This is a genomic window from Streptomyces sp. MH60, from assembly GCF_002939385.1.
GTDB lineage: Bacteria > Actinomycetota > Actinomycetes > Streptomycetales > Streptomycetaceae > Streptomyces.
This window is the reverse complement of record NZ_MULI01000048.1, coordinates 1-13,190: the sequence shown is the minus strand read 5'-3', so window position 1 is coordinate 13,190 and position 13,190 is coordinate 1. Positions and strand designations below refer to the sequence as shown.

Genomic DNA, 13,190 nt, shown 5'->3' with positions numbered 1-13,190 from the left:
GCCGCCGCACCGCGCGGTGGCTACGGCACGCCCAGTTCGAAGATCACGTAGTGGGCGTACCAGCCGGAGGCGATCGAGGCCGTGGTGAAGAAGACCACCAGGCTCGGCAGCTTCAGGCGGCTCAGGGCCGCCGCCGGGGCGAGGAGCAGGGGGAAGGCGGGGAGCAGGTAGCGCATCGTGTTGCCGAACATCTGCTGGGTGCCCAGGACCGTGACGATCGTCGCCAGGGTGTACGCGACCAGCACCAGCGGGGGCTTCCTGCGCAGCATCAGCGCGATCAGGAAGGGCAGCGCGAGGACCAGCTGGAGGGAGAGCAGGTCCGGGGTGGAGAAGGCGAAGGGGTAGTCGCCGCGGCCCACCGCGAGGTTGCGCAGGACGTCCCAGGTGTAGGCGCCGTAGTCGAAGAAGTGGGCCCAGCCCTCGCGCTGGAGGGTGAAGTAGGCCGTGGCCTCGCCGGTGCGGTAACCGACCCAGGCGATGTAGGAGAGCAGGCCGAGCGGCGCGACGAGCATCGCGTACACCGGGCCGCGTACGCCGTGTTCGCGCCGGGACGCGGGGCGGGCCAGCGTCACCAGCGCGGCGAGGCCCACGGCGCCTATGAGGACGGCGGAGGTGGGCCGGTTCAGGCCCGCGGTGAAGGCCAGCAGGCCCGCCGCCACCCAGCGCCCCTTCATCACGGCGTAGCAGGCCCAGGCGGCGATGGCGACGAACAGGGACTCGGAGTACACCGCCCACTCGACGCCCGCGCCGGGCGCCACCGCCCACAGCCCGGCCGCGACGGTGCCCGCCCGCGCTCCCGCGATCAGCGAGATCACGGCGTAGATCCCGGCCGCGGCGACGAACGACGTGAGGACGGAGACCAGGATCCCGGAGCCGTACAGGCCGAGGCCGGTGGACTCCGAGACCATGCGGATGAGCGCCGGGTAGAGCGGGAAGAACGCGACCGAGTTCTGCTGGACCGTGAACAGGCCGTCGCCGCCGAGCCGCACCAGGGCGGGGCTGTACCCGTGCTCGGCGACCTGGAGGTACCACCAGCCGTCCCAGGTGCCCAGCACGTCCCACCAGTGGGCGCCGCCGCCGAAGCGCGGGTTCTTCCCCCGGAAGTCCCCGGCGTACGTCAGGAGGGAGGCGAAGACCCCGAGGCCGACGAGCTTGGTGACGCCGTACAGCACCAGGGGGGCGAGGTAGGGCCGCGCGCCGGCCGGGAGGGCGGGGGGCCAGCTCCGCCAGGAGCGTGCCGCGGCCTCGCCGGGCGGTCGTTCGCCGGTGCCGGCCGGCCCGTCGGTCACCGTGTCGTCGGCAGCCGTGTCCATGGCTGTCATCCCCCTCGGGCCACCCTCAACCGTCAATTGCTGCCATAAGATCGCACAAGAGTCGCACATCTGTACTCAAGGTCATGCGGAGGGAGGCGCGGTGCCCGAGGGACGGAACGCGGAGCGGCACGAACCGGTCGTGCTGTCGGTCGTCATTCCGATGTTCAACGAGGAGGACGTCCTGCCCGCGCTGGTCACCAGACTGCGTCCGGTCCTCACCGAGCTGGGCGTGCCGCACGAGGTCGTCGCCGTCGACGACGGCAGCGTCGACCGCACGGCGGAGCTGCTCGACGCCTTCCGGCTGGGCTGGCCGGAGCTGCGCGTGGTCGCCCTGCGGCGCAACTCCGGCCACCAGGCGGCCCTCACGGCGGGCCTCGACCGGGCCCGCGGCGCCTACGTGGTCAGCCTGGACGCCGACCTCCAGGACCCGCCGGAGAAGATCCCCGACATGCTGGCGCTGGCCCGCGCGGAGGGCCTCGACATCGTGTACGGGGTCCGCGCGGACCGCAGCAGCGACTCCGGGTTCAAGCGGTGGACGGCGGGCTTCTACTACCGGCTCATGCGGCGCCTGGCCGGTCCCTCGGTCCCCGCCCAGGCCGGGGACTTCCGGCTGCTGAGCCGGGCCGCCGTGGAGGCGCTCAAGGCGCTCCCGGACCAGCAGCGGGTGTACCGCCTGCTGGTGCCCTGGCTGGGCTTCCCGAGCGGGCAGGTGACGTACGAGCGCGCTCCGCGTACGGCGGGCCGTACGAAGTACCCGCTGGGGCGGATGATCCGCCTGGCGGTCGACAGCGTCACCGGCTTCTCCGCGGCCCCGCTGCGCATCGCCACCTGGCTGGGCGGCGGCGCGTTCCTGGTCTGCCTGGGGCTGCTGGTCTACACGCTGACCGCGTTCGCCCTGGGCCGCACGGTCCCCGGCTGGACCTCGCTGTTCACCGGCATCGTCTTCATCGGCGCCGTGCAGCTGGTCTGCGTCGGCCTCCTCGGTGAATACGTCGGGCGCATATACACGGCCGTGCAGAACCGGCCGACCTACTTCGTCCGCCACGACACGGCGGCGCCCGCACCCCCGGCCTCCTCCCGACCCGCACCCGACGGCACGGACGACGACGCGCGGCGCGTCCCGCTGCCGAGGGCCTGAGACGGCTTCCGCCGAGCAGGGCAAAGTGGGGTGAACCGGGCGGGTATGCCGGTGTCGCCCATTTGTTTTGACCGCAGCGAATGCGCTAGGTACGCTCAGACCTTGTGCCTGGGGTGTGCCCTGGCCCTCGTGCGTGTCTACAGCCGCATCGGGGCCGTGTGTGGCCACCGCATTTCGCGTCTCCTTCCGTCTCGCGGGCGGAGTTCGCGGCTTCGACACACCCGACCGCGTGGGTCGGTGGCGTTCCAGGTTAGCTCCACCATTCGGCACACAGAAACCGGAGAAGTAGTGCCTACGATCCAGCAGCTGGTCCGCAAGGGCCGGCAGGACAAGGTCGAGAAGAACAAGACGCCCGCACTCGAGGGTTCCCCTCAGCGCCGTGGCGTCTGCACGCGTGTGTTCACGACCACCCCGAAGAAGCCGAACTCGGCCCTGCGTAAGGTCGCGCGTGTGCGTCTGACCAGCGGGATCGAGGTCACTGCTTACATTCCGGGTGAGGGGCACAACCTGCAGGAGCACTCCATCGTGCTCGTGCGCGGCGGCCGTGTGAAGGACCTGCCGGGTGTTCGTTACAAGATCATCCGCGGCTCCCTCGACACCCAGGGTGTCAAGAACCGCAAGCAGGCCCGCAGCCGCTACGGCGCCAAGAAGGAGAAGTAAGAATGCCTCGTAAGGGCCCCGCCCCGAAGCGCCCGGTCATCATCGACCCGGTCTACGGTTCTCCTCTGGTGACCTCCCTGATCAACAAGGTGCTGCTGAACGGCAAGCGCTCCACCGCCGAGCGCATCGTCTACGGCGCCATGGAGGGTCTGCGCGAGAAGACCGGCAACGACCCGGTCATCACGCTCAAGCGCGCTCTCGAGAACATCAAGCCGACCCTCGAGGTCAAGTCCCGCCGTGTCGGTGGTGCGACGTACCAGGTGCCGATCGAGGTCAAGCCCGGTCGCGCCAACACCCTCGCGCTGCGCTGGCTCGTCGGTTACTCCCGCGCCCGTCGCGAGAAGACCATGACCGAGCGTCTGCTCAACGAGCTCCTCGACGCCTCCAACGGCCTGGGTGCCGCTGTGAAGAAGCGCGAGGACACGCACAAGATGGCCGAGTCCAACAAGGCCTTCGCGCACTACCGCTGGTAGTCGCTACCCACATCGAGACCGAGAGAAGACTGAAGCCTTATGGCTACCACTTCACTTGACCTGGCCAAGGTCCGCAACATCGGGATCATGGCCCACATCGACGCGGGCAAGACGACCACCACCGAGCGGATCCTGTTCTACACCGGCGTGTCGTACAAGATCGGTGAGGTCCACGACGGCGCCGCCACGATGGACTGGATGGAGCAGGAGCAGGAGCGTGGCATCACGATCACGTCTGCTGCGACCACCTGTCACTGGCCGCTCGAGGACAACGACTACACGATCAACATCATCGACACCCCGGGGCACGTCGACTTCACCGTCGAGGTGGAGCGTTCCCTGCGGGTGCTCGACGGTGCCGTGACCGTGTTCGACGGTGTCGCCGGTGTCGAGCCGCAGTCCGAGACGGTGTGGCGTCAGGCCGACCGTTACGGCGTGCCGCGTATCTGCTTCGTCAACAAGCTGGACCGCACCGGCGCCGAGTTCCACCGCTGCGTGGAGATGATCTCGGACCGCCTGGGTGCCCAGCCGCTCGTCATGCAGCTCCCGATCGGCGCCGAGGCCGACTTCAAGGGCGTCGTGGACCTGGTCCGCATGAAGGCGCTCGTGTGGTCCGCCGAGGCCGCCAAGGGCGAGATGTACGACACCGTCGACATCCCGGCCACGCACACCGAGGCCGCCGAGGAGTGGCGCGGCAAGCTGGTCGAGGCCGTCGCGGAGAACGACGAAGAGATCATGGAGCTGTACCTGGAGGGCGAGGAGCCCACCGAGGAGCAGCTGTACGCCGCGATCCGTCGCATCACCATCGCCTCCGGCAAGTCCAGCGACACCACGGTCACCCCGGTGTTCTGCGGCACCGCGTTCAAGAACAAGGGCGTCCAGCCCCTGCTCGACGCGGTCGTGCGCTACCTGCCGACCCCGCTCGACGTCGAGGCCATCGAGGGTCACGACGTCAAGGACCCCGAGGTCGTCGTCAAGCGCAAGCCGTCGGAGGACGAGCCGCTCGCCGCGCTCGCCTTCAAGATCATGAGCGACCCGCACCTCGGCAAGCTCACCTTCGTCCGGGTGTACTCCGGCCGCCTAGAGTCCGGCACCGCGGTGCTGAACTCCGTCAAGGGCCGCAAGGAGCGCATCGGCAAGATCTACCGCATGCACGCCAACAAGCGTGAGGAGATCGAGTCGGTGGGCGCCGGTGACATCGTCGCCGTCATGGGTCTGAAGCAGACCACCACCGGTGAGACGCTGTCCGACGACAAGAGCCCGGTCATCCTGGAGTCCATGGACTTCCCGGCGCCGGTCATCCAGGTCGCCATCGAGCCCAAGTCGAAGGGCGACCAGGAGAAGCTCGGCGTCGCGATCCAGCGCCTGGCCGAGGAGGACCCCTCCTTCCAGGTCAGCACGAACGAGGAGACGGGCCAGACCATCATCGGTGGTATGGGCGAGCTGCACCTCGAGGTGCTGGTCGACCGCATGCGCCGTGAGTTCAAGGTCGAGGCCAACGTCGGCAAGCCTCAGGTCGCCTACCGTGAGACGATCCGCAAGACCGTCGAGCGCGTGGACTACACCCACAAGAAGCAGACCGGTGGTACCGGTCAGTTCGCCAAGGTGCAGATCGCGATCGAGCCGATCGAGGGCGGCGACGCCTCGTACGAGTTCGTGAACAAGGTGACCGGTGGCCGCATCCCGAAGGAGTACATCCCTTCGGTGGACGCCGGTGCGCAGGAGGCCATGCAGTTCGGCATCCTGGCCGGCTACGAGATGACGGGCGTCCGCGTCACGCTCATCGACGGTGGCTACCACGAGGTCGACTCCTCCGAGCTCGCCTTCAAGATCGCCGGTTCGCAGGCGTTCAAGGAGGCCGCGCGCAAGGCTTCGCCCGTGCTCCTGGAGCCGATGATGGCCGTCGAGGTCACCACACCCGAGGACTACATGGGCGACGTCATCGGTGACATCAACTCCCGCCGTGGCCAGATCCAGGCCATGGAGGAGCGGATGGGTGCCCGCGTCGTGAAGGGCCTCGTGCCGCTGTCGGAGATGTTCGGCTATGTCGGGGACCTCCGCAGCAAGACGTCGGGTCGCGCAAGCTACTCGATGCAGTTCGACTCCTACGCCGAGGTTCCCCGGAACGTCGCCGAGGAGATCATCGCGAAGGCCAAGGGCGAGTGACGGACTCCGTTTAACGGACCCCGCGAACACGCTTTAGGCTTGACCCCGGAGCCTGCATGGGGCATTCCGCCGTGAAATCGGCGGAATGCCCCCGGCACCCGGGCTTTCCAGCAAAGATCACCTGGCGCCGATGAGTAAGGCGTACAGAACCACTCCACAGGAGGACCCCAGTGGCGAAGGCGAAGTTCGAGCGGACTAAGCCGCACGTCAACATCGGCACCATCGGTCACATCGACCACGGTAAGACGACCCTCACGGCCGCCATTACCAAGGTGCTGCACGACGCGTACCCCGAGCTGAACGAGGCCTCGGCCTTCGACCAGATCGACAAGGCTCCCGAGGAGCGCCAGCGCGGTATCACGATCTCCATCGCGCACGTCGAGTACCAGACCGAGACGCGCCACTACGCGCACGTCGACTGCCCCGGTCACGCGGACTACATCAAGAACATGATCACGGGTGCGGCGCAGATGGACGGCGCCATCCTCGTGGTCGCCGCGACCGACGGCCCGATGCCGCAGACCAAGGAGCACGTGCTCCTGGCCCGCCAGGTCGGCGTTCCGTACATCGTCGTCGCGCTGAACAAGGCCGACATGGTGGACGACGAGGAGATCCTGGAGCTCGTCGAGCTCGAGGTGCGTGAGCTCCTCTCCGAGTACGAGTTCCCGGGCGACGACCTGCCGGTCGTCAAGGTCTCGGCGCTCAAGGCCCTCGAGGGCGACAAGGAGTGGGGCAACTCCGTCCTCGAGCTCATGAAGGCCGTCGACGAGAACATCCCGCAGCCCGAGCGTGACGTCGACAAGCCGTTCCTGATGCCGATCGAGGACGTCTTCACGATCACCGGTCGTGGCACCGTCGTCACCGGTCGTATCGAGCGCGGCATCCTCAAGGTCAACGAGACCGTCGACATCGTGGGCATCAAGCAGGAGAAGACCACCACCACGGTCACCGGCATCGAGATGTTCCGGAAGCTCCTCGACGAGGGCCAGGCCGGTGAGAACGTCGGTCTGCTGCTTCGTGGCATCAAGCGCGAGGACGTCGAGCGCGGCCAGGTCATCATCAAGCCGGGCTCGGTCACCCCGCACACCGAGTTCGAGGCCCAGGCCTACATCCTGTCGAAGGACGAGGGTGGCCGTCACACCCCCTTCTTCAACAACTACCGTCCGCAGTTCTACTTCCGTACGACGGACGTGACCGGCGTCGTGACCCTCCCCGAGGGCACCGAGATGGTCATGCCGGGTGACAACACCGAGATGAAGGTGGAGCTCATCCAGCCCGTCGCCATGGAAGAGGGCCTGAAGTTCGCCATCCGCGAGGGTGGCCGGACCGTGGGCGCCGGCCAGGTCACCAAGATCAACAAGTAAGCTCCGCTTGCTTGTCGGTCCAGCCGACCTGACATGGGCTGATGCCTGAAAGGGCCCGTACGACTTCGGTCGTACGGGCCCTTTCGCCATTCCACCGGTCGTCACTCCCGGATGCCGGCGGCCTCCACCGCCCGGCGGCGCAGGGCCAGGCCCGCCGGGACCACCGAGGCGACGACCGCGAGCACCGCGCAGGCACCCGCGGCCGTGCCGACGGCCGCCCACGGCACCACCGGCGCGGCGGGGACCGAGAGCAGGCCCAGCGCCGCCCCCGTCCCGGCCAGGTCGAGCCAGGCGACGGCCAGCCCGAGGAGGGCACCGGCCGCGGCGACCGTCAGCGACTCGACGGCGACCAGCCGCAGCACCTGCCCGTCGGTGGCTCCGGCGAGCCGCAGTACGGCCAGCTCGCGGACCCGGTCGGACGTCGCCATCAGCAGGGTGTTGACCACGGAGATCCCCGTGTAGAGCAGGGCGATGCCGAGGACCAGGAGCAGGCCCGCCCGCGTCGCGCCCCCGGGCCCGGGGGAGGCCGCCGCGGCCCACTCGGTCCCGCTCGCCACCCGTCCGCCGGACGCCGCCACCGCCTCGCGCAGCCCGGCGGCCACCGTGTCGGCGTCGGCGCCGTCGGCGAGGGCCACGTCCACCCGGTCGACGGGGGCGCCGGCGGCGTTGGCCGCGGTGACGTAGACGCCGTTGCCACCGGTGCCGGTGCGCATCACCGCGGCGATGCGCAGCGACCTCGGCGTGCCGTCCCCGAGCCGGACCCGCACGCTGCGGCCGACCGTGTGCTCCTCCCACTCCTCGTTGACGATGATCGAGTGGTCGTCCAGGCCGGTGACCCGCCCCCGCGCGAGGGGGAGCCGGGTGGTCGCGGCGAGGGCGCCGGGGTCGGCGACGGCTCGCGCGTCGGACCGGATCAGGGCCACGCCGTCCTCCAGGACGTACACCGCGCCCGACGCGCTCGGGGAGATCCGCGCCCAGGGCACCGCGCGCAGGCGCTGCACGGCCGCCGGGTCGAAGCCCGCTCCGGGCGGGGCCGTGACCACGAAGGCGGCGGTGGTCCGCTCCCGTGCCTCGGCGGCCTCCGCCCCGTCCAGGGTCGCGACGGTGCCGAGCAGCGAGCCCGTGAGCGCGACCGTGACCAGGACGGGCGCCGCGAGGGCCGCGGTACGGCGGACCCCGGCCGCCGCGTTCTCCCGGACCAGCAGGCCCGTGGCGCCCGGCAGGCGGGCCGGCAGCCAGGTCAGCAGCCGGGTCAGCGGGCGCACCACGACCGGTGCGAGCAGCGCGGCCGCGGCGATCAGCGGCATCGGGCGCGTCACATAGGTCTTGCGGTGCAGCAGGTCGCCGGGGTCGTCCGCGAGGGCGAGGACGAGGGTCACCAGGGCGGTCAGCAGCAGCCCCAGCCCGACCAGCCACCGACCCCGGGTCATCGCGCCGGCGTCCACCGACGCCTCCCGCAGCGCCTCGACCGGGGCGGTGCGCCCCGCCCGCCAGGACGCCGCGACCACGCCGCACAGGGCGACCAGCAGCCCGGTCCAGAAGGCCAGGTGAAAGGGCCAGGTGTGGTCGCCGAGGGTGAACCAGGCCGGGGCCAGGCCCTCGTCGGCCACCCGGCGCACCAGCGGCGGCGCACCGTACGCGCCGAGCACGCAGCCCGTGCCGGAGGCGAGGACGCCGACCAGCGCGGCCTCGGCGACCACCGTCCGGCGGAGCTGTCCCGGCGTCGCCCCGGCCGTGCGCAGCAGCCCGAACTCCCGGCGCCGCTGGGCGACCGCGAAGGCGAAGGTGGACGCCACGACGAACACCGACACGAACGCGGTGACGCCGCCGGCCGTGCCGAACAGGGCGTTCAGCGCGGTCAGCGCCTCGGCGTCCCGGCCGGGGTCGGCGTCCGCGAACCGCCGCTCGTCCCCGGTGAGCACCCGGACACCCGCACTGTCCGGCACCGAGTCCCGTACGGCGTCCCGTACCGCCTCCCGTACGGCGGACGCCTCCGCGTCGACCGCCGACTGGACGCTGACCGGGGCGAGTGCGGCGGCCCGCGCGTCGGTGAAGAAGACGGCGTCCTCGAACCCGAGGCCGGGCACGGTCCCCACCACCCGCAGGGTGCCCCGGTCCGTGCGCACCCGCTCGCCCGGCACGGCCCAGCCGCCGGTGACGACGACCTCGTCGGCGGTGCGGGGCGCGCGGCCCGCGTCGATCCGGTACGGGGCGAACGCGGCCGTGGACCAGGGGTGGCCCACCAGCTCACCGGGGCTCTGCCCGCCCCGGACGCGTACCGGGAAGGACCGGTCCTCGACGACGGTGCCGAGCCGCTCCAGCCGGGCCACGACGGCGCCGGGCACGGCACGCGGCCGGGCCAGCTCCTCCGTACGCTCCCCGGAGGGCGTCGGCACCCGCAGGGTGTCCTGCCCCCGCACCACCACCGGAGCGGCGGCGAACCGCTCCGGCGCCCGGTCGGGCGCGTCCAGCGAGGCGGCCAGCGCCAGCCCCGTGACGGTCAGCAGTGCGACCCCCAGCGCCAACGCCACGAAGCTCCCGACGAAGGAGACCCAACGGGCGCGCAGGGTGCACAGGGTGAGGGTCAGCACGGGGTGGCCTCCGGCCGGGGGGTGGGGGTGGCGGTGGGGCGGGCGAGGGCGGCCCGGGGCGGGGGCTTGCCCTGTGGAGTGCTGCTCAGCACGGGGTGGCCTCCAGGTGGGTCATGCGGGCGGCGATGGCCTCTGCTCCGGAGCCGGTCAGTTCGTCGTGGACGCGGCCGTCGGCGAGGAACAGCACGCGGTCGGCGCGGGCGGCGGCCACCGGGTCGTGGGTGACCATGACGACCGTCTGGCCGTCGACGTCGACCATGCCGCGCAGCAGGGCCAGCACCTCGCGGCCGGTGCGGGAGTCCAGCGCCCCCGTCGGCTCGTCGGCGAACACCACCTCGGGGCGGGTGACCAACGCGCGGGCCAGGGCGACGCGTTGCTGCTGGCCGCCGGACAGCTCGGTGGGCCGGTGCCGGGCGCGGTCGGCGAGACCCACCCGGCCCAGCACCTCGCGCACCCGGCCGCGGGGCGGGCGGCGGCCGGACAGCCGCAGGGGGAGCGCGACGTTCTGCTCGGCGGTCAGGGACGGCAGCAGGTTGAACGCCTGGAAGACGAAGCCGACGCGTTCCCTGCGCAGCAGCGTCAGCCGCCGCTCGCTCAGCCCGGTCAGCTCGGTGCCGCCGAGGAGGACCGAGCCCGAGGTGGGCCGGTCGAGACCGGCCGCGCACTGCAGGAAGGTCGACTTGCCCGAGCCGGAGGGGCCCATCACCGCGGTGAACGTGCCCCGGGCGAAGGCGGCGGAGACGGCGTCGAGGGCCGTCACCGCGCCGTCGCCCGCCCCGTACCGCCGGCTGACGGAGCGCAGCCGGACCACGTCGTCGGTGTCGTCGGTGTGGTTCGGTCCAGTTTTCATGTGCCCCCGTTCATCGGGCGCCGGATGGCGACTTGCCTGATCACTCGCTGACCGGCACCACGAAACCGCCCGCGACCGCCCCGGCGCAGTGCGGCAGGGGCGAGAACGGGGGTAGGGCGGGCCATACCCCCCGGACGCCCACTGGACCGATGGCCGCGCCGCACGCACGGGTCCTACGGTGATCCGCATGCACCCCGGCCCCGATCCCCGCCCTCCCGGCTCCCGCACCGTGTGGCAGGCCCTGTCCGTCCACGGCTACCTGCTCTCGGCCTGGCCCTGGCGTGCCGTCGCCTACCTGGTGACGGGGGCGGTGGCCGGCGCCGCGGTCCTGGTGGGGGCGGTGACCGCCCTCGCCCTCTCGGGCGTGCTCTCGGTGGTCCTGGTGGGCCTGCCGCTGCTGGTGCTCACCGCCCTGCTCGGCATCCCCGTGGCCCGCCTCGAACGGCACCGGCTGCGCCTGGTCGACCGTGTCCCGGCCCCCACCCGGCCCGTACGGCAGCCGCCCGCCACCGGCCCCTGGCCCTGGCTGATCACCCGGCTGCGGGAGCGGGCGACCTGGCGGGAGCTGGGCCACGCGCTGCTGTTCGCCCTGCTGCTCTGGCCGCTGGACGCCCTGGTCGTCGCACTCGCCCTGGCGGCACCCCTCCATCTCGTCGCCACTCCGCTGCTGATGGCCACGTACGGCGGCGGCGAGGAGGCGAAGGTCCTCAAGCAGTGGACGGTCACCAGCTGGCCGGCCGCGTTCGGCGTCGCGGTGCTCGGACTGCTGCTCCTGGCCCTGGGCGGCTACGCGCTGGGCCTCGCGGCGGGCGCGCGGGCCGAGCTGGCCCGCGTGCTCGTGGGCGCCCCGCGCGAGGGCTACCCGGAGGCCAGGATCGTCGAACTCACCCGCTCCCGGGTGCGGTTGGTGGACGCCTTCGAGGCCGAGCGGCGCCGGATCGAACGCGACCTGCACGACGGCGCCCAGCAGCGCCTCGTCGCCCTGACCATGGCCCTCGGCCTGGCCCGCCTGGACGCCCCGCCGGGGCCCCTGGCCGACCAGCTCGCCAAGGCGCACGGCGAGGCGGGCAAGGCCCTGGAGGAACTGCGCGAACTCATCCAGGGCATCCACCCCAAGGTCCTCGCCGACTACGGCCTGCCGGCGGCCGTCGCCGACGCCGCCGACCGCTCCGCCGTCCCCGTCGACGTCGCCCTGGAACTGCCCGGACGGCTGCCCCAGGCGGTCGAGGCCGCCGCCTACTTCGTGGTCTGCGAGGCCCTCGCCAACATCGGCAGGCACAGCGGCGCCGCCCGCGCGGAGGTGACCGGCGGCCACCGCGACGGACGGCTCGTGCTGCGGGTCCGCGACGACGGCCGGGGCGGGGCCGACGCCGCGGCGGGCAGCGGGCTGACCGGTCTCGCCGACCGGGTGTCGGTCCTGGATGGCAGACTCTCCCTGTCCAGCCCGCCGGGCGGACCGACCCTGCTGAGCGTGGAGATTCCTTGCGATCCGTGCGGCCCCCGCGACCCCTGCGCGTAGTACTGGCCGAGGACAGCGTGCTGCTGCGGGACGGCCTGACCGGCCTGCTCACCCGCTTCGGCCACGAGGTCGTGGCGGCCGTCGGCGACGCGGAGGCCCTCGTCGCGGCCGTGCGGGAGCACGTCCCGGACGTCGTCGTCACCGACGTCCGCATGCCGCCCGGCTTCCAGGACGAGGGCCTGCACGCGGCCGTACGGCTGCGCGAGGAGCGGCCCACCCTGCCCGTCCTGGTCCTCAGCCAGTACGTCCAACGGGCCTACGCGGCCGGGCTGCTGGATTCCGGCGACGGCACCGGCGTCGGCTATCTGCTCAAGGACCGCGTCGGCCAGGTCGAGGAGTTCGTCGACGCGCTGGCCGAGGTCGCGGACGGCGGCACGGTCGTCGACCCGGAGGTGGTACGCCAGTTGCTGCGCCGCCGCCGGGACCCGCTGGAGCGGCTCAGCCCGCGCGAGCGCGAGGTGCTCGCGCTGATCGCGGAGGGCAGGTCCAACGCGGCCATCGCCGGTGAACTCGTCGTCTCCGAGGCGGCCGTGGGCAAGCACATCGGCAGCATCCTCACCAAACTCGACCTGCCCCCGGCGACCGAGACCCACCGCAGGGTGCTGGCCGTGCTGACGTATCTGCGTGCCTGACACGACCCGATTGATCGCCGGGAGCCCGGCCCCGGCCGCCCGTACCCACTCGCCACCGCCACGGCCACCGTCACCGCCACCGTCACTGCCCCCGCCCCCGTCACCGTCACCAGGAAGTGAGCCCGTGAGTCCCGTCCCGCCCCCTCCCGACCGTTCCGGCGACGAACCGGCCCCCTCGATCTCCGACGAGCAGTTGGAGGCGTTCCTGCGCGAGGCCGCCGAAGGCGGTGCCGCCTCCGCGCCCAAGGAGCCGTCGGCGCGGGCGCGGATGGTGGCCCGGCGGTTGCGCGAGGAGGAGCCCACGCCGTGGCGTGCCCCGCACCCCGCCCCGAAGGGCGACGGCCGCCCGCGCCGGCGCCTGATCGGCGCGGTCGTCGGCGTCCTCGTGCTGGCGGCGCTCGCGGTGGTCGCCGTACGGCCCTCCCTGCTCCTGGACCGGCTGCCCGGCGGGGACGACGCCTCCGCGGCGCCGACCATGGCGGCC

The 13,190-nt window shown here is 72.1% G+C and carries 10 protein-coding genes and 1 pseudogene; 8 read left to right on the top strand and 3 right to left on the bottom strand.

The window, feature by feature from the left end:
• Positions 1-20 precede the first annotated feature (20 nt).
• Positions 21-1,313, bottom strand: coding sequence for a hypothetical protein (locus BZZ08_RS25390; RefSeq protein ID WP_198601690.1), 1,293 nt, complete (start codon positions 1,311-1,313; stop codon positions 21-23).
• 100 nt (positions 1,314-1,413) lie between these two features.
• Between BZZ08_RS25390 and BZZ08_RS25385 the strand changes: the two genes are divergently transcribed.
• The 5 genes from BZZ08_RS25385 to tuf all read left to right on the top strand — a co-directional run bounded on the left by BZZ08_RS25385 (position 1,414) and on the right by tuf (position 7,114).
• Complete coding sequence (locus BZZ08_RS25385) at positions 1,414-2,451, top strand: glycosyltransferase family 2 protein (RefSeq protein ID WP_104634573.1); 1,038 nt, start codon at positions 1,414-1,416, stop codon at positions 2,449-2,451.
• 288 nt (positions 2,452-2,739) lie between these two features.
• Positions 2,740-3,111 (top strand): 30S ribosomal protein S12, encoded by a 372-nt coding sequence (gene rpsL, locus BZZ08_RS25380; RefSeq protein WP_003948652.1) that lies wholly within the window; start codon positions 2,740-2,742, stop codon positions 3,109-3,111.
• 2 nt (positions 3,112-3,113) lie between these two features.
• Positions 3,114-3,584, top strand: coding sequence for a 30S ribosomal protein S7 (rpsG, locus tag BZZ08_RS25375; RefSeq protein ID WP_003974303.1), 471 nt, complete (start codon positions 3,114-3,116; stop codon positions 3,582-3,584).
• 39 nt (positions 3,585-3,623) lie between these two features.
• A complete protein-coding gene (fusA, locus tag BZZ08_RS25370; protein WP_104634572.1) occupies positions 3,624-5,750 on the top strand; it encodes an elongation factor G in 2,127 nt (708 codons plus the stop codon).
• A gap of 170 nt (positions 5,751-5,920) precedes the next feature.
• Positions 5,921-7,114, top strand: coding sequence for an elongation factor Tu (gene tuf, locus BZZ08_RS25365; RefSeq protein ID WP_104634571.1), 1,194 nt, complete (start codon positions 5,921-5,923; stop codon positions 7,112-7,114).
• Positions 7,115-7,215: 101 nt separating this feature from the next.
• Here tuf and BZZ08_RS25355 read toward each other — a convergent pair whose 3' ends face one another.
• Both BZZ08_RS25355 and BZZ08_RS25345 read right to left on the bottom strand, forming a co-directional pair.
• Positions 7,216-9,705, bottom strand: coding sequence for an ABC transporter permease (locus BZZ08_RS25355; protein ID WP_198601689.1), 2,490 nt, complete (start codon positions 9,703-9,705; stop codon positions 7,216-7,218).
• An 85-nt stretch (positions 9,706-9,790) separates the two neighbouring features.
• Positions 9,791-10,555 carry an ABC transporter ATP-binding protein gene (locus tag BZZ08_RS25345; protein ID WP_104634569.1) on the bottom strand — a complete coding sequence of 255 codons (765 nt, stop codon included), beginning with the start codon at positions 10,553-10,555 and terminating at the stop codon, positions 9,791-9,793.
• A gap of 187 nt (positions 10,556-10,742) precedes the next feature.
• Here BZZ08_RS25345 and BZZ08_RS25340 point away from each other — a divergent pair, with 187 nt between their 5' ends.
• The 3 genes and pseudogenes from BZZ08_RS25340 to BZZ08_RS25330 form a co-directional block, all read left to right on the top strand.
• Positions 10,743-12,074, top strand: coding sequence for a sensor histidine kinase (locus BZZ08_RS25340; protein WP_104634608.1), 1,332 nt, complete (start codon positions 10,743-10,745; stop codon positions 12,072-12,074).
• Positions 12,047-12,706, top strand: coding sequence for a response regulator transcription factor (locus tag BZZ08_RS25335; protein ID WP_198601688.1), 660 nt, complete (start codon positions 12,047-12,049; stop codon positions 12,704-12,706). The genes BZZ08_RS25340 and BZZ08_RS25335 overlap by 28 nt, the downstream gene beginning before the upstream one ends.
• Positions 12,707-12,830: 124 nt before the next feature.
• Positions 12,831-13,190, top strand: a pseudogene (locus tag BZZ08_RS25330) (hypothetical protein); the annotation flags it as partial.

Excerpts from the sequence above, each read along its gene's own strand:
- BZZ08_RS25390 (WP_198601690.1), bottom strand. The coding sequence starts at position 1,313 with ATGGACACGGCTGCCGACGACACGGTGACCGACGGGCCGGCCGGCACC.
- BZZ08_RS25340 (WP_104634608.1), top strand. The coding sequence starts at position 10,743 with ATGCACCCCGGCCCCGATCCCCGCCCTCCCGGCTCCCGCACCGTGTGG.
- BZZ08_RS25345 (WP_104634569.1), bottom strand. The coding sequence starts at position 10,555 with ATGAAAACTGGACCGAACCACACCGACGACACCGACGACGTGGTCCGG.
- fusA (WP_104634572.1), top strand. The coding sequence starts at position 3,624 with ATGGCTACCACTTCACTTGACCTGGCCAAGGTCCGCAACATCGGGATC.
- rpsG (WP_003974303.1), top strand. The coding sequence starts at position 3,114 with ATGCCTCGTAAGGGCCCCGCCCCGAAGCGCCCGGTCATCATCGACCCG.